Annotated in this window: 15 protein-coding genes; 5 read left to right on the top strand and 10 right to left on the bottom strand. The window is 70.3% G+C overall.

Annotated features, from left to right (window positions below; all coding sequences use genetic code 11):
* A partial coding sequence (gene rpsD, locus E1281_RS28410) for a 30S ribosomal protein S4 (RefSeq protein WP_131882783.1) occupies positions 1-484 on the top strand: 484 nt, incomplete at its 5' end.
* A 52-nt stretch (positions 485-536) separates the two neighbouring features.
* On the opposite strand, the gene E1281_RS28405 is transcribed toward rpsD, so the two are convergent.
* From E1281_RS28405 to E1281_RS28365, 9 genes are read right to left on the bottom strand one after another with little or no spacing between them, the layout of a single operon-like run.
* Positions 537-1,583 (bottom strand): hypothetical protein, encoded by a 1,047-nt coding sequence (locus E1281_RS28405; RefSeq protein ID WP_131882782.1) that lies wholly within the window; start codon positions 1,581-1,583, stop codon positions 537-539.
* Between the two features lie 21 nt (positions 1,584-1,604).
* Positions 1,605-2,897 carry an MCE family protein gene (locus tag E1281_RS28400; protein WP_131882781.1) on the bottom strand — a complete coding sequence of 431 codons (1,293 nt, stop codon included), beginning with the start codon at positions 2,895-2,897 and terminating at the stop codon, positions 1,605-1,607.
* Positions 2,894-4,000: an MCE family protein gene (locus tag E1281_RS28395; protein WP_131882780.1), complete on the bottom strand. Its 1,107-nt coding sequence runs from the start codon at positions 3,998-4,000 to the stop codon at positions 2,894-2,896. The genes E1281_RS28400 and E1281_RS28395 overlap by 4 nt, the downstream gene beginning before the upstream one ends.
* The gene (locus tag E1281_RS28390) at positions 4,000-5,067 is read right to left on the bottom strand and encodes an MCE family protein (RefSeq protein WP_131882779.1); all 1,068 of its coding nucleotides are present in this window, start codon (positions 5,065-5,067) and stop codon (positions 4,000-4,002) included. The genes E1281_RS28395 and E1281_RS28390 overlap by 1 nt, the downstream gene beginning before the upstream one ends.
* Complete coding sequence (locus E1281_RS28385; RefSeq protein WP_131882778.1) at positions 5,067-6,092, bottom strand: MlaD family protein; 1,026 nt, start codon at positions 6,090-6,092, stop codon at positions 5,067-5,069. Before E1281_RS28385 ends, E1281_RS28390 begins: the two co-directional genes overlap by 1 nt.
* Positions 6,092-7,171 (bottom strand): MlaD family protein, encoded by a 1,080-nt coding sequence (locus E1281_RS28380; RefSeq protein ID WP_243717500.1) that lies wholly within the window; start codon positions 7,169-7,171, stop codon positions 6,092-6,094. The genes E1281_RS28385 and E1281_RS28380 overlap by 1 nt, the downstream gene beginning before the upstream one ends.
* Positions 7,168-8,202, bottom strand: a complete 1,035-nt coding sequence (locus E1281_RS28375; RefSeq protein ID WP_131882777.1) for an MlaD family protein — start codon at positions 8,200-8,202, stop codon at positions 7,168-7,170. The genes E1281_RS28380 and E1281_RS28375 overlap by 4 nt, the downstream gene beginning before the upstream one ends.
* The gene (locus tag E1281_RS28370) at positions 8,199-9,053 is read right to left on the bottom strand and encodes an ABC transporter permease (RefSeq protein WP_131882776.1); all 855 of its coding nucleotides are present in this window, start codon (positions 9,051-9,053) and stop codon (positions 8,199-8,201) included. Before E1281_RS28370 ends, E1281_RS28375 begins: the two co-directional genes overlap by 4 nt.
* Positions 9,053-9,856 (bottom strand): ABC transporter permease, encoded by an 804-nt coding sequence (locus E1281_RS28365; RefSeq protein WP_131882775.1) that lies wholly within the window; start codon positions 9,854-9,856, stop codon positions 9,053-9,055. The genes E1281_RS28370 and E1281_RS28365 overlap by 1 nt, the downstream gene beginning before the upstream one ends.
* Positions 9,857-10,225: 369 nt before the next feature.
* Between E1281_RS28365 and E1281_RS28360 the strand changes: the two genes are divergently transcribed.
* The 4 genes from E1281_RS28360 to E1281_RS28345 all read left to right on the top strand — a co-directional run bounded on the left by E1281_RS28360 (position 10,226) and on the right by E1281_RS28345 (position 13,152).
* Entirely contained in the window at positions 10,226-10,768 is a 543-nt protein-coding gene (locus E1281_RS28360) for a MarR family transcriptional regulator (RefSeq protein WP_131882774.1), read from the top strand.
* Positions 10,769-10,897: 129 nt separating this feature from the next.
* Complete coding sequence (locus E1281_RS42180) at positions 10,898-11,677, top strand: lytic transglycosylase domain-containing protein (protein ID WP_243717498.1); 780 nt, start codon at positions 10,898-10,900, stop codon at positions 11,675-11,677.
* Positions 11,678-11,737: 60 nt separating this feature from the next.
* Positions 11,738-12,418: a TetR/AcrR family transcriptional regulator gene (locus tag E1281_RS28350; RefSeq protein ID WP_131882773.1), complete on the top strand. Its 681-nt coding sequence runs from the start codon at positions 11,738-11,740 to the stop codon at positions 12,416-12,418.
* A gap of 86 nt (positions 12,419-12,504) precedes the next feature.
* Positions 12,505-13,152, top strand: a complete 648-nt coding sequence (locus E1281_RS28345; protein ID WP_131882772.1) for a TetR/AcrR family transcriptional regulator — start codon at positions 12,505-12,507, stop codon at positions 13,150-13,152.
* A gap of 27 nt (positions 13,153-13,179) precedes the next feature.
* Here the strand turns inward: E1281_RS28345 and E1281_RS40565 are convergent.
* The coding region (locus E1281_RS40565; protein ID WP_207943539.1) for a hypothetical protein at positions 13,180-13,888 on the bottom strand (709 nt) is incomplete at its 5' end.

The raw sequence follows: 13,888 nt of genomic DNA, 5'->3' as shown, positions 1-13,888 counted from the left end.
GCAGGAGAGCGACTACAAGGTCCGGCTTCGCGAGAAGCAGCGTCTCCGCGCGCAGTACAACATCCGCGAGGCGCAGCTCCGCAACGCCTTCGCCAAGGCGGCGAAGTCCGGCGGCAAGACCGGTGAGGCGCTGCTCGTCGACCTGGAGCGCCGGCTGGACGCCCTCGTCCTGCGGTCCGGGTTCGCCCGCACCATCTACCAGGCGCGGCAGTTCGTGGTGCACCGCCACGTCCTGGTGAACGGCCGCCGCGTCGACCGCCCCTCCTACCGACTCCGGCCCGGCGACGTCATCACGATCGCCGCCCGCAGCCGCACGATGGACGCCTTCCAGATCGCCGCGGCCGGCGGGCACACCGAGACCGTCCCGGGCTACCTCGACGTCCGCCACGACGCCCTCGCCGCGCAGCTCACCCGCCTCCCCGAGCGGCGCGAGATCCCGGTCATCTGCGACGAGCAGCTCGTCGTCGAGCACTACTCCCGCTGACGCGGAACGCCCCGCACATCACGGTGCGGGGCGCTCGCCGCGCGGGAACGGGTCAGTTCCCCGGCTTCTCGCTCTCCTCCGGTGCGGGCGACTGGGACGCGCCGCCGGTCGGGGCGGTCGGCAGCTGCCCCTGACCCTGGTTCTGGTTCTGGTCGTTGACGCCCGACGCGTACTGCTTGGTGACCTTCCACTCGCCGTCGATCTTGGCGAGGGCCAGCCGGAGCAGCGTGGCGGGGGCCGCGCTGCTGCCGTCCTTGGTCTTGACGTCGACGTCCACCATCACGACCGCCGTGGCGAACTTCCCGTCCACGCTGCCGACGAACACCTGGTTCGTCTTGGACGACAGCGCCACTTCGGGGTTGCTCTTGAACGTCTCGCCGAGCTGCGGGAGCGTGGTGCTCTTGAAGCTCTCCAGCAGGTCGCCGCCCATGAGCTTCTGGGCCTTGTCCATCTGCGTCTGGTAGTTCTGCGCGTTGTAGTTGAGCGCGACGTCGCCGTACTCGGAGGCGACCTCGCTCACGGCGTCCCGGTCCCTCCCGCTCCACCACTGCCAGCCGGCCACGGACGCCGGAATCAGCGCGATGAGGAGGACCGCCACGGCGAGCTGGACCGGGCTGAGGCCCAAGTTCCGGCGCGGGTGCACGGCGTCCTCGGACCGAGCGGCGCCCTTGGAGACCGACACCTTCTTCGGCGCCTCGTCCGCCTCCTCGGCCTCCTCCTCCGGGGGTTCGAGGCGGGTGGGACGCGGCTTCGCCTTGGCGGCGGGCTTGGGAGCGGGCTTGGCGGCCGCCTTCGCGGTCTTGACGGGACGGGCCGGGGGCTCCTCCTCGGCCTCGTCGTCCTCCTCGGCCGGCTCCACCTGCTCGGCCTGCTCGGCCTTGGCGTCCTCGGCGTCGAGGGCCTCCAGGACCTCGTCGAGATCCTCGTCGTCGATGACCTCGATGACCCGGACCCGGCGCTTGCGCTTGGCGGCGGGCCGCGCCGGCCTCGCCTCGACCTCGGTCTCCTCGGCCTCGGTCTCCTCGGCCTCCGCTTCGGCCGGGACCGCCTCGACCTCGTCGACGTCGTCGACCTCGTTCTTGCCGGTCTTGGCTGTCACTTCGGTACTCCTCAAATCGGGTCAGTCCTTGCCGCGACGCAGCCGGGGCAGGCGGGACAGCACGGGCACCGAGCCCATCATGACCCTGATCAGGACCAGGAGGGCGATGACCGGGGGGACGTACACTAGCCACATCGGCGGCCCATCAGAAGAGTCGCCGTTGTTCGCGGCCTTCTCCGCCTCCACACGCTTGTCGAGCGCGGGATCGTGGGTCGGGATGGTGTCTCCCGTGCTCTTGGCCCTGTAGGGCTTCTGGTCGGTCACCGCCGGGGCCCGGCCGTCCGGGCAGTTCGGGATCTTGCCCGTCCCGGGCTGCGGCAGCGGGTACCGGTACTCCAGCGCCGCCTTCTTGTGGAGCGTCAGCTCGAAGTAGATGTTCAGGATGGGCTCGCCCTGGTCGAGGCCGACCACGTTGTCCAGGACGACCTTGAGCTCGGGCGCCTTCGCGAGCGTCTCCCTCAGGTCCGCCAGGATCCGGGGGTTGTGGCGCTTGAGTCCCCAGTTGCCGAGGACGTCCACGGTGCACTCGAAGTCGGGTCCGGTCTTGTCCAGCAGGTCGTTGACCGTGGCGAGCAGGCCGGGCCCGTCGTCGCGCAGCTCGGCCAGCTCGCCGCGGACCTGGCTGAGCGCCGTGGTGAGCGCGGCGAGGTTGTCGATCCCGGCGCCGAGCGACCCGCGGTTCTGGTTGAGGACCTGGGTGATCCTCGCCAGGTCGTCGGTCAGCCCGTCGAGCAGCTCGGTGTTCTGGGCGAACGTGGACGTCAGCTGGTCGCTGCCGTTGATGATCTGCCGGAGCGACTCCTCGCGCCCGGACCAGCCCTCGGCCAGCTCGTGCGTGACGACCCTGGCGTCGTCGGGGTCGATGGCCTTCAGGCTGTCGATGACGGCGCCGAACAGGTCCCCGTACTTGGGCGGGACGCTGGTCTGCGACACCGGGATCCGCGAGCCGGGCTCCATCGGCGGCGCGCCGGCCTTGCCGGGCGCCGGGGTCAGCTCGACCACCGGCTCGCCGACCGCGGACTTGCGGGCCGCGGCGGCGGTGACCCCCTGCGGGATGTCGACGCCCTTCTCGATGTCCATCTTGACGACGACCTTGTCCTTGACCAGGTCCACCGAGTCGATCTTGCCGATCCGCAGCCCGAGGTAGTCGACCTCGAAGTTCGGGTGCAGGCCCGGGGAGGACTCGAACTCGGCCGTGATGTGGTACGGGCGGTCGATGAAGTCGAACCGGATGACGTTGTTGAACGCCCAGACCACCATGAGCACGGCGAGAGCGGCGAAGACCGCGAGGTTGATCGTGATGCGCGTGCTCATCGGCGCGGCTCCAGAATGGTCTCGATGCCGGGCAGGGCGCCCTTGAGCTCCTTCGGGATCGCGGCCGTGCCGTTGCCCGCGGGCTCGTTCGGGCCGTGCCCGGGGATGACCGCCGATCCGTCCGGCCAGACGAACTGCAGGATCGGGTAGAGAAGCAGCTGGCCGTCGTAGCTGGCCCGGGGCAGCTTGTCGCTGAAGGACACCAGGCCGTTGACCAGGTCCGTGAGCCGCTTGCGGTTGCCGGCGAGTTCCTGCAGGACGGGGTCGAGGTCCCGCAGGAGCGCGCGGAACCGGCCGATGCGCCGCTCCAGCACCTTGTCGTTCAGCTGGCGGGCCAGGTGGGTGAGCCGGTCCACCGTCTGGACGATCTCCTCCTTGTTGTCGTCCAGCAGCCGGGTGGTGCGCTCCAGCCGGCCCGGCGCCTCGTCGAGCGCGCTGCTCCCCTTGGCGAGGGACCGGCCGAGCCGGGCGAACCGGTCGACCGACTCGCCCAGCTCGCGCCGCTGGTCGGCGAACATCTTGAGCAGGCCGCCGGCCTGGGCGATGGTCGTGTTGAGCTTCTCGCCGTTGCCGTCCAGGGCGGTGGCCCCGGCGTTGACGACCGTGGCCAGGTCGTCGCCGGCGAGGGCCTCGATCAGCGGTCCGGCCTGCCCGACGACCTGCTCGAACGACGGCTGGACGCTGGTGTTGCCGATCGCCGCGCCGTCGGCGAGGAAGGGGCCGGCGTTCATGCTCGTGCCGGGCGGCATCCGCAGGTCCACGTAGTTCTCGCCGAGCAGCGACGTCACCTTGATCTCGGCCATGGTGCCTTGCGGGATCTTGTAGTCGTCCTCGATGGACAGCGTCACCCTGGCCTTGTAGCCGACGAGCTCGACCTTGGTGACGCTGCCGACCGTGATGTCGGACATCTTCACGCTGTGTCCCGCGACGAGCTGCTGCACGTCGGCGAACGTGGCCGTCAGCGTGAGGTCGCCCTTGGGTGCGCCGGCCGTCTGGTAGGAGCAGCCCGAGACCGCCAGGGCCACGGCGGCGGCGAGCACGGCGACGGCCCTGCCCCACCGGCGGGAGGCGGGCGGCCGTCCCTCTGCGGTGACTCCGCTCATCAGTTGCCTCCGTTATCCCAGGGACAGTTGGAGTTGGGCGGGGGCAGGGGGCAGCCGACCTCGTCGGTGTCCATCAGGCCCTTCAGCCACGTCCGCAGGAACGCGTCGGTGGCGAACCGGATGTGCAGCGACTTGGTGTCGTGGTGGTAGCCGCCGATGAGCGCGTCGCCGATGTCGGGCAGCGCCGCCACCAGCCCGGCGACCTGCTTGGCGTTGCCCTTGAGCATCAGCGCGGTCCGGGTGAGGACGGCCAGGTCGTGCGGGAGCTGGCCCTTGTACTTCTCCAGCAGCTTGCCGCCGTTCTTGGACAGTTCCAGGACGCCCTTGACGAGCTGCTGGAGCTCGCCCCGCTCGGCGCTGAGGACGCGGGACGCCTCGCCGAAGTCCCGGATCAGCGTGCCGAGGACCTGCTCGCGTCCCCGCACGACCCCGGCCAGCCGGTTGAGGTTCTCCGCGACCTCGATCAGCTCCCTGTCCTGCCCGGCGACGTTCTCGACCAGGCGGGCGCTCTGTTCGAGGGTGGCGTTGAACTGCCTGCCGTTGCCGTCGAGGTTGTCGGCGGCGGTGCCGAGCGCGGACTGCATCTTGGTCGGATCGAGCGCGTTGGCGAGGTTGGTGAACGAGTCGAGCGCGTCGTCCACCTCGACCGGCACGTGGGTCCGCTCGATCGGGATGACCGTCGCGGTCTCCTTGGGCTGCCCCGGCTTCCACGCCGGGTGCAGGACGAGGTTGCGCTCGCCGATCAGGTTCAGCGGGACGATCGACGCGTGCACCCCCTTCGGGAGCGGGACGTCCTCGCTCAGGTGGAACGTCACCTTGACCTTGTCGCCCTGGTTCTCGACCTTGTCGACCAGGCCGACGTCGGCCCCCATCACCTTGACCTTCGACTCCTCGTAGAAGGAGCGGGCCTTGGGGACGTAGACGACCATGGTGCGGTCATTCGTCCCGGACGGGGCCAGCGAGCAGCCGCCCATGGAGGCGGCGAGCGTCAGGCAGAGCGCGACGGCGAGGCCCCGCGCCCGGCTCCGGAGCGGGGAGTCCGGGGTGTGTCCGGCGACTCGGCTCATCAGTTGCCTCCCGGGGGGTTGCGCCGCGTGGAGTGCGGGCCGGGCGGCTGGAGCGGTCCGAGTCCGACGAGCAGTCCCTCGACCCAGGCCCCGTTGCCCCTGACCTTGGCGACCTGGGCGAACGTCGGCCCGAGCAGCGAGAAGTTCGTGTTCAGCGCGTCCATGTTCGGTGCCAGCCGGGTGGTCAGCAGGTGCAGGTTGTCCAGCAGCCTGTCGAGCTTCTTCTGGTTCTGGGAGATCACGTTGGACAGCGTCCGGACCGTCCGGCTGCCCTGCCCGATCGTCGAGGCCAGTTCGTTGCGGCGCCGCACGAGCGTGTCCAGCAGCACCTGGCTGGCGTTGATGACCTCGCGGAGCTGCCGGTCCTTGGACGCCAGCGTGCCGGTGATCGTCTTGCTGCTCTCGATCAGCTTCTCGATCTCCGGGTAGGAGTCGTTCAGCATCTGCGACAGGTCCTGGACGTTGGTCAGGATCCGGTTCAGCTTCTTCGCGCCCGGCGACTCGATCTTGTTGATCTGGGTGAGCAGCTTGTCGACGCTCTTCTGGTCGAGCTTGCCGACGATGTTCTGCGCGCCCTCCAGGGCGTCCGGGACGGTGAACGGGACGCTGGTGCGCTGCAGCGGGATGCGCCGCTTCGACTCCGGCACGTCCGCCATGTAGGGCTTGGAGACCGGGCCCGCGAGCCGCAGGTAGCGGCCGCCGAGCAGCGTCGTCGTCTGGATCTCGGCGCGGGTCTGGGGCCCGAGGTCGATGCCGGCGTCGACATGCCAGGTGACGATGACCTTGCCGTGGTCGAAGTCGGGCTTGACGTCGGTGATCCGCCCGGCCTTCACTCCGGCGACGCGGACGTCCTGCCCCGTCTTCAGGCCGGACAGGTCGCTGAACTCGCCGGTCATCGTGTAGCCGCGGTCGAACAGGTGCAGCTGGCCGACGGCGAACGCGAACACGCAGCCGGCCCCGATCGCGGCCAGGGTGACGATCGCGACGACCTTGTGGTTGGCGTCCCGCAGGGATTTCAGCGCCATCAGCCGCCACCCCCGGTCAGCATCTTCTTCAGCTTGTCGAGCTCCTGCTGTGTGGGCTGGCCGGTCTCGGGGGCCCGCGGCAGCTCCATCTCGAAGGGGCAGGGCCCTTGAACGACGTTCAGGCAGAGCGCGTTCGAGCGCAGGAAGTGGCCGCCGTTGGTGGCGGCGAACAGCTGCCGGAGCGTCAGCGGGAGCTGCTGCACCATCGTCTCCAGCTCGTCGACGTTGAGCCGGAACGTCTCGGCGAAGCTGCCGAGGTTGCCGATGATGCGGGAGAGCTGGGCGTCCTGGCCGCCGAGCACGGCGTTGAGGTTGGTGGTGACGCCCCCGATCTCCACGACCGCGTCCTCAAGGATCTTGCGGTTGTTCGCGAACACCCTCGTCAGCGATTCGAGGTTGTCGACGCTGGCGGCGATCTGCTGGTCCCGCTTGGCGACCACCCCGCTCACCGTCTCGTAGTTCTCGATCATCCCCTGGATGGTCTTCTTGCGGGCCGCGAACGTCTGCAGCAGCGCGTCCAGGTTGTTGGTCAGCAGCGAGATGTTCTGCTCGTTGCCCTCCAGCACCTGGGTGAACGCGAAGAGGATCTTGTTGAGCTGGTTCGGGTCCAGGTTGCGGGTCAGCGGGCCGAGCGCGTTGACGATGGCGCCGAGGTCGACGACCGACCGGGTGTGCCGGACGCGGTCGCCGTCGTCGAGCTTGGCCCGGCTCCTCCCGGGCTCCAGGTAGATGATCCGCTGGCCCATGACGTTGCGCCAGCGGATCGCGGCGGTGGAGTCGTCCGGGACCCGGATCTCCCGGTCGACCTCCATCTCGACCACGGCCTTGCCCCGGACGACCTCGATGCCCTCGACCCGCCCGACGGGCGCGCCCGCGACCTTCACGTCGTCGCCCTCCAGCAGGCCGGTGACGTCGTCGAACGTCGCGGTCAGCCGGTAGCGGTCGTTGAAGCTCGTGCCGAGGATCATGTTGCCGATGTAGAAGGTGAGGAGCCCGGTCACCGCCACGAAGACCAGGAACTTGAGCATCGTGGAGTACTCGGTCCCCCGCGCGGTCTTGCCGCGCAGCCGCGGGCTCACGGCCGCCCCCCGGAGCCGTTCGGCGGGCAGGCGTCGATGAAGATCTTGCACAGGTCGAGCGGCAGCGTGGCCCGCGCCTGGGCGATCGTCGTGCCCTCGGGGCCCGGGACGCGGATGATCCGCGACAGCAGGCCGAAGAAGCCGATCAGGCCGTCCATCAGCACCGGCAGGTTGCGGCGCTGGCCGGCGACGACGGCGGCGACGTCGCCGCCGTTGTCGATGATCGAGCCGAGGTTGGCGCCGTGCCCCTGGAGGGTGTTGCCGACCTTGTTCCCGAGCTCGCCGCTCTGCCCGAGCAGCTGCTCGATCTTGTCGGGCCTCTCGGTGATCACCTGGGAGAGCCCGTTGGCGTCGGTGATGATCCGGTTGATCGTCTCGCCGCGGGGCCCGAGCGTGCCCGACAGCCCGTTGATGTTGTTCAGCAGCGCGTTGATCGCCGCCCGGTCCCGGTAGGTCGCGTCGACGACCTTGGAGCCGTTGTCGATCGTGCGGCGCAGAGCCGGCCCCTGCCCGGAGAGCCCGGTGCCGAAGGTGTGCAGGATCGTCGCCACCTCGTCGGGGTTGATGGCCCTGGTCAGCTCGTAGGCCGGCCAAGCGGTGTCGGACAGCTCCTCCGGGTCCTGGGTCTTGGTGATCGTCCCGCCATCCTCCAGGTACGGGCCGCTGAGCTCGTGCGCGCCGAGGTCGAGGGCGAGGTCCTTCGGGCCGAACACCGAGACCGGCTCGATCGACGCGACCGTGGTGTCGGCGACCTGGACGCCCTCGTCGACCCGGAACCGGACCTTGACGCGGCCGCTGTCGTCCAGCTCGATCTCGTCGACGGTGCCGACGGAGATGCCGCGGACCTTCACCTCGGACTTGCCGGGGTCGAGGCCCTGCCCCGCCCGGTCGAACGACGCGTTGTAGTACGTGGAGCCCTCGTGCGAGGGCGTCGTCCCCACGGCGACGAACGTCGCGGCGGCGGCGATGACGCCCGCGCCGACCAGCCCGAAGATCGTCCGGGATCGGGGGGACAGTGTCTCCTCGCTCATCCGGTCAACTTCACTGTGCTGCCGTGTCCCCAGAAGATGTAGGACAGGACCAGGTTCATGAGGATCATCAGGATGGTCGACTCCCGGATCGCGCGGCCCGCGGCGACGCCCACGCCGACCGGGCCGCCGGCCGCGTAGTAGCCGCGGTAGCAGTGGATGAACATGACGATGAAGGCGAACACGGCGACCTTGATGACGCTGTAGAACACGTCGATCGGCGGCAGGTAGAGGTGAAAGTAGTAGTCGTAGATGCCGGGCGAAAGACCGAAGTACTGGATCGTGATGAACCTGGTGGCGAAGAAGGCCATGAACAGCGAGACCAGGTACAGCGGCACCAGCGCGATGACGCCGGCGGCGACCCGGGTGCACACCAGGTAGGCCAGGGAGTTGATGCCCATGACCTCCAGCGCGTCGATCTCCTCGGAGATCCGCATCGCGCCGATCTCGGCGGTGAAGCCGGTGCCGACCTGTGCGACGAGCGCGACCCCCGCGATGATCGGGGTGACCTCGCGGACGTTGGAGTAGCTCGCGACCAGCCCGGTGAACGCCTCGGCGCCGATGCGCTCCAGCCCCGGATAGCCCTGCAGGCCGACCATCGCGCCGGTGGCCAGCGACATCGTCGCGATGACGAAGATCATGCCGCCGCCGATGACCAGCGCGCCGACGCCGACGGTGATGTCGCTGACCTGCTTGGCGAGCGTCTTGCCGTACTTGCGCCGGATGATGATGTCGACGAACAGGTGGTACAGGACCCGGCCGAGGAAGACCGGCAGGTTCGCCGAGGCGGCCAGGCCGGCGGTCCGGCCCTTGACGGCGCGGCCCAGCTTGCGGACGGGGGATATGGCGACCATCAGAACCTCGGGGGGAACAGGACCTGGTAGATCATGGTGAGGATGTAGTTCGTCGCGAACACCACGATCGATGTGACGACCACCGCGCGGTTGACCGCGCGGCCGACGCCGACCGGGCCGTAGTCGCAGTTCATGCCCATGTAGCAGGCCACGGCGGCGGCGATGAACCCGAACACCCAGGCCTTGAACAGGGTGATCATCAGGTCGGAGAACTGGAGCAGGGTGGTGGAGCCGTCGAAGAACGCTCCAGGGCTGACGCCCTGCTGGATGACGTTGAAGTAGTAGCCGCCCAGGACCCCCGCGAGGATCACCACCGAGCAGAGCAGCCCGGACACCGTGCTCGCCGCCCACAGCCTGGGGGTGACCAGCCGGTGGATCGGGTTGATGCCCATGACCTCCATGGCCGCGAGTTCGTCGCGGATGTTGCGGGCGCCCATGTCGGAGGTGATGGCCGAGCCGCCGACCCCGGAGACCAGCAGGGCGGCGGCCAGCGGGGCCACCTGCTGGATCATCGCGGCGGTCAGCAGCGCTCCGGTGCCCGACTGCGCGCCGAGCTGCCGGGCGATGTCGCCGACCTGCAGCGAGATGGTCGCGCCGAGCGGCACCGCGATCAGCATCACCGGGACGCTCGTCACGCGGGCGAGGAACCAGCACTGCTCGATGAACTCGCCCCACCACTGCCGGACGTCCCAGGTGCGGCGCAGCCCTTCCAGCAGCGTCACGCACAGCAGCCCGGTCTCGTCGAGCGCGCGCCCGACCCGTCTGACCGCCAGGTCCGGGGCCTTCGAAAGGCTCACCGCCATCAGCCGGCGACCTCCCGCACGGGGGGCCGTCCGCTCCCCGGGGGCGAGCCCCAGGGGCAGGGGCTAGGAAGGGCCATGGCAGCCTCCTTCGTTCTCGGACGTCGGCGCTCATCCGATGTTCCGGCCTCCACCGGCCCACGGGCGGCGCCCAGGTCCTGCTCGTTCGCGCCACCGTGGTCTCGGCCGAGACCGTGATCACATGCGATACCGGACACCCCTGTGGGACACACCGGCACCGCCTGTGATTTGAGGCACTCTATTGGAAGAAGGTCTAAGAAGCGAGTACTTACATGTTGATTTGTCGGAAGCTACGATCGGCCGGTGCGTACCGAGGCGCGACGAGGCGCAGAAGAAGACCCGGCAGCGGAGATGGATGAGGGACTCGACCCACTGGTCATGGGCGTCAGGGACCGCTGGGAGGGGCAGGGCCTCCTCGGCGGGCCGTGGCCGTTCATGGCGATCTGCGCGGTGGGACGGCTGAACCAGCTGCTCACCAAGGCGCTGGACGCGGAGCTCAAGCGGCTGGACCTCACCCGGACCGGCTACTTCCTGCTGACCACCCTCGCACTGTCCACCCGCGGCCGGGCGCGGCTGAGCACGCTCGGCCGGATCCTGATGATGCATCCGACGACGGTGAAGCTCACCGTCGACCAGCTGGAGACGGTCGGGCTCGTCACCCGGATCCCGCATCCCCGGGACCGGCGGGCCACGCTCGTGGAGGTGACCGCCGCGGGACGCGAGCGGGTCAACGAGGTCGGCGAGTCGCTGGAGACCCCCGGCGGGGAGCTCGCGCCGTTCGACGGGATGTACCGCGACATCTTCGAGGCCCTGCAGCCGGCGCGGCTGGCGGCCGGTGACGTGGAGCTCCTGAACCCCCGCGCGGAGCGCAACCGGGAGCACCCCGACCAGTGAACCGCGTGCCGTCCCGGAGGCGTACTGTCTCCTGGACGACACGATCCCCGGGCGATAAGGCAGTCTTCTCCTATGCCAAAGAGTCACGGCAGGCGCAGAAGTACCGGCGCCGGTAGACGGTCCGGCCGGGTGCCCCCGCCCAGGGAGGCCTCCGACGAGTTCGACGCGCTGGGCGCGCCCGGCGACCGGGGCCCGCGCGGCCGCCACACCCCCTACGGGACCGGCGGGCCGCCCGGCCTCCCGCCGCGCAAGAAGCGGCGGCTGCGGCGGGTGCTCACCAGCAACGCCACGATCACGGTCGTCTCCATCGGCGCGATCGGCGCGGCGGTCGTCATGGTCGACATCGGGAAGTTCGTCGAGGACGACACCAAACCTCCGAAGATGGCCGCGGGCGACCTGTCGACCAACGACATGCTCTCCAGGCTGACGTCCGCGTCCGACATGGACCCGATCGCGGCCGACGCGGTCGCCGCGGCCAAGAAGCGGGCCTACGAGGCGCACCAGCGCGAACTGAAGCGGCTCAAGGAGAAGGCGAAGCGCGACGCCAGGGCGCGGGCCGAGCTGAAGGCCAAGCAGGAGCGCGAGCGGCTCGCGAAGTCCAACCCCGGCGCCGGAGAGAACAAGGCGTACGGCAAGAAGATGAACGCGCTGAAGGGGTGGAGCCGCTGCTGGCCGTCCCTGCTGACGCTCTGGGAGCACGAGAGCAACTGGAACGAGCGGGCCGAGAACCCGTCCAGCGGCGCCTACGGCATCCCGCAGTCGCTGCCCGGCACCAAGATGGCCAGCGCCGGGTCCGACTGGCGCACCAGTTCCCCCACCCAGATCGCGTGGGGTCTCGGCTACATCAAGGCCCGCTACGACGACCCGTGCGGTGCTTGGGCGTTCTGGCAGAACAACAACTGGTACTGAACCGCCGCTCCCCTGGCGCGACACCGGGTGCGCGCGTCCGCGGCCTGGCACCATGGTGGGATGCGGACGAGCAGGGCACGGCAGGCGAACGGCGCCGGTGACACCAAGGGCGGAGAGCCGCCGGCCGGCGGCGGACGGCAGTGGGCGCGGGCCGACGCGACCCGCCGGGCGCTGCTGAACGCGGCGCTGGAGGTCTTCGCCGACCGCGGCTACGCCGACGCGGGCATCGCCGAGATCGTCGAGCGGTCCGGGATCAGCGTCGGCAGCCTCTACCACCACTACGGCGGCAAGGCCGGCCTGTACGTGGCGCTGTGGGAGGACCTCAGCGCCGAGCAGGAGGCGAGCGCCGCCCAGGCCGTGTCCGCGGCGCGCAGGGAGTCCGCGGCGCGCGGGGACCGCGAGCCCGACCCGATCGCGCTGTTCATCGCCGGGGCGCGTGCCTATCTGCGGGTGTGCTGGGAGCGCCGGGAGGCGGCCCGGCTGTTCCACGGCGGCGAGGGGCCGTCCGGGTCGTCGCTGATGCGCCGCAGCCGCGCCCAGCACTGGATCGCGCAGAACACCAAGCTGCTCCGCGGCTCCGCCGGCGGCGACCCCGCGAGCCGGGCCGAGCAGGTGCTGAGCCTCGTGCTGACCACGGTGATCGGCGAGGCCGGACGGGAGATCGCCACGGCCGAGGACGAGGACGAGGCCACCGAGATCATCGAAGAGGTGTGCCGCATCCTCATCCGGCTGGCCCGCTGAGGCGGCGGCGTTTCGGGTCACGCCGGACCGAGCGGACCGTTATCCTGACCACAGGGTTACCGGTTCCTGACGGAAAGTCGAAGGTCATGCCAACGTCAACCTGGTTCCGGCTCAACGTCGCCAAGCGCGAGCGGGTGCTCGAAGTGGCGATGCGGGAGTTCGGGGAGCACGGGTACTCGACGGGCAGCCTGAACACCATCGCGCGCGAGGCGGGCATCGCCAAGGGCTCCCTGTTCCAGTACTTCAGCGACAAGCTGGAGTTCTTCGCGTTCGTCTGCGACGAGACGTCCCGGCGCATCCGCGAGGAGATGGAGCGCCGCATCGCGCGCGTCGACTTCGACCAGTCCTTCGACGAGTGGCTGTTCGACGTCCTGTGCGACTGGACCGAGTACATGTCGGACCACCCCCTGGAGCGCGGCGTCACCGCGGCGACGAACTTCGAGCTCGACAACAGCGTCCGGTCCGTCGTCCGCGACACGGCCAACCAGCACTACCTTCAGGTCATCCACCCGACGCTGCACCTCTGGAAGGCCCAGGGCGAGATCCGGGAGGACGCCGACCTCGACGTCCTCGCCACGTGGCTCATGACCGTCCTGCCGTTCCTGGCGCTCGCCCCCTACTACGACGGCCTCGACCCGATCCTCGACCTGCGCGGCCGCACCCCGGCCCAGCAGCGCCCGGTGATCCGGCAGCTCATCGCGGGCTTCCGGCCCATCTTCGCGCCGGCCAAGTGACCGGCGTCCGGCGACGGCCGGACGCGCTCAGAGCCGGGCGGGCCTGACGGGCAGCCAGACGAGCCGGACGGCGGGGCGGACCGGTGCGGGCTGCGGCGGCAGGGCGCGCAGCCGGGCCGCGGTGACCCGCCTGGTCTTGAGCCGGAGGCGCCTGCGCAGCGCCCACGGCAGCGCGACGTAGGCGCGGCGGGCCAGCCGCAGCCTGAGCAGCAGCAGCATCACCGACACCCCCATCGCGGCGAGGAACCCCGCCTGGACGGAGGAGAGCCGCTCCACCGTGAACAGCTCCTCCTCGCCGACCGTGCTCAGGCCGGCGACGGCCACCAGCGGGGCCGGGCTCGGCGCGATCTGCGGCGAGGCGATCGGCGGCAGCGCCACCTGCGGCCCCTTCATCCCCGCGAGCGGGTTGAACTCGTCGGGGGTCAGCGGCGGGACGCCGGGCGGCAGGTTCGCCAGACTCACGCCCGGCGGCAGCGCCCCCGAGGCGTCGGTGACGATCAGCTTGTAGCTGCGGGACGCTCCCCGCGCCTTGGCCGCCGAGACCGACGCCCGCACCGTGATCACGCCGCCCTCGGCATCGGACGGCGCCCGCACGGTCGCGATCGCCGACGCCCCTCCCCCGCCGACGCTGCCGAGGCGCTGCGTCCCCGGGCTCACCGACGCCCCCGACGCCGACATCCGCAGGACGGTGCCGTGCGCGGTGGCCTTCGCGGACGACACCCGCACGGTCGCCGTG

Origin of the sequence: Actinomadura sp. KC345, from assembly GCF_004348515.1 — a bacterium.
Taxonomy (GTDB): domain Bacteria; phylum Actinomycetota; class Actinomycetes; order Streptosporangiales; family Streptosporangiaceae; genus Spirillospora.
This window is presented reverse-complemented; position numbering and strand designations above follow the sequence as displayed.

What these genes read in the sequence shown, in the direction of transcription:
- E1281_RS28400 (WP_131882781.1), bottom strand. Translation starts at nt 2,897, where the DNA reads ATGAGCACGCGCATCACGATCAACCTCGCGGTCTTCGCCGCTCTCGCC.
- E1281_RS28395 (WP_131882780.1), bottom strand. Translation starts at nt 4,000, where the DNA reads ATGAGCGGAGTCACCGCAGAGGGACGGCCGCCCGCCTCCCGCCGGTGG.
- E1281_RS28390 (WP_131882779.1), bottom strand. Translation starts at nt 5,067, where the DNA reads ATGAGCCGAGTCGCCGGACACACCCCGGACTCCCCGCTCCGGAGCCGG.
- E1281_RS28385 (WP_131882778.1), bottom strand. Translation starts at nt 6,092, where the DNA reads ATGGCGCTGAAATCCCTGCGGGACGCCAACCACAAGGTCGTCGCGATC.
- E1281_RS28375 (WP_131882777.1), bottom strand. Translation starts at nt 8,202, where the DNA reads ATGAGCGAGGAGACACTGTCCCCCCGATCCCGGACGATCTTCGGGCTG.
- E1281_RS28370 (WP_131882776.1), bottom strand. Translation starts at nt 9,053, where the DNA reads ATGGTCGCCATATCCCCCGTCCGCAAGCTGGGCCGCGCCGTCAAGGGC.
- E1281_RS28365 (WP_131882775.1), bottom strand. Translation starts at nt 9,856, where the DNA reads ATGGCGGTGAGCCTTTCGAAGGCCCCGGACCTGGCGGTCAGACGGGTC.
- E1281_RS28360 (WP_131882774.1), top strand. Translation starts at nt 10,226, where the DNA reads ATGGATGAGGGACTCGACCCACTGGTCATGGGCGTCAGGGACCGCTGG.
- E1281_RS28350 (WP_131882773.1), top strand. Translation starts at nt 11,738, where the DNA reads ATGCGGACGAGCAGGGCACGGCAGGCGAACGGCGCCGGTGACACCAAG.
- E1281_RS28345 (WP_131882772.1), top strand. Translation starts at nt 12,505, where the DNA reads ATGCCAACGTCAACCTGGTTCCGGCTCAACGTCGCCAAGCGCGAGCGG.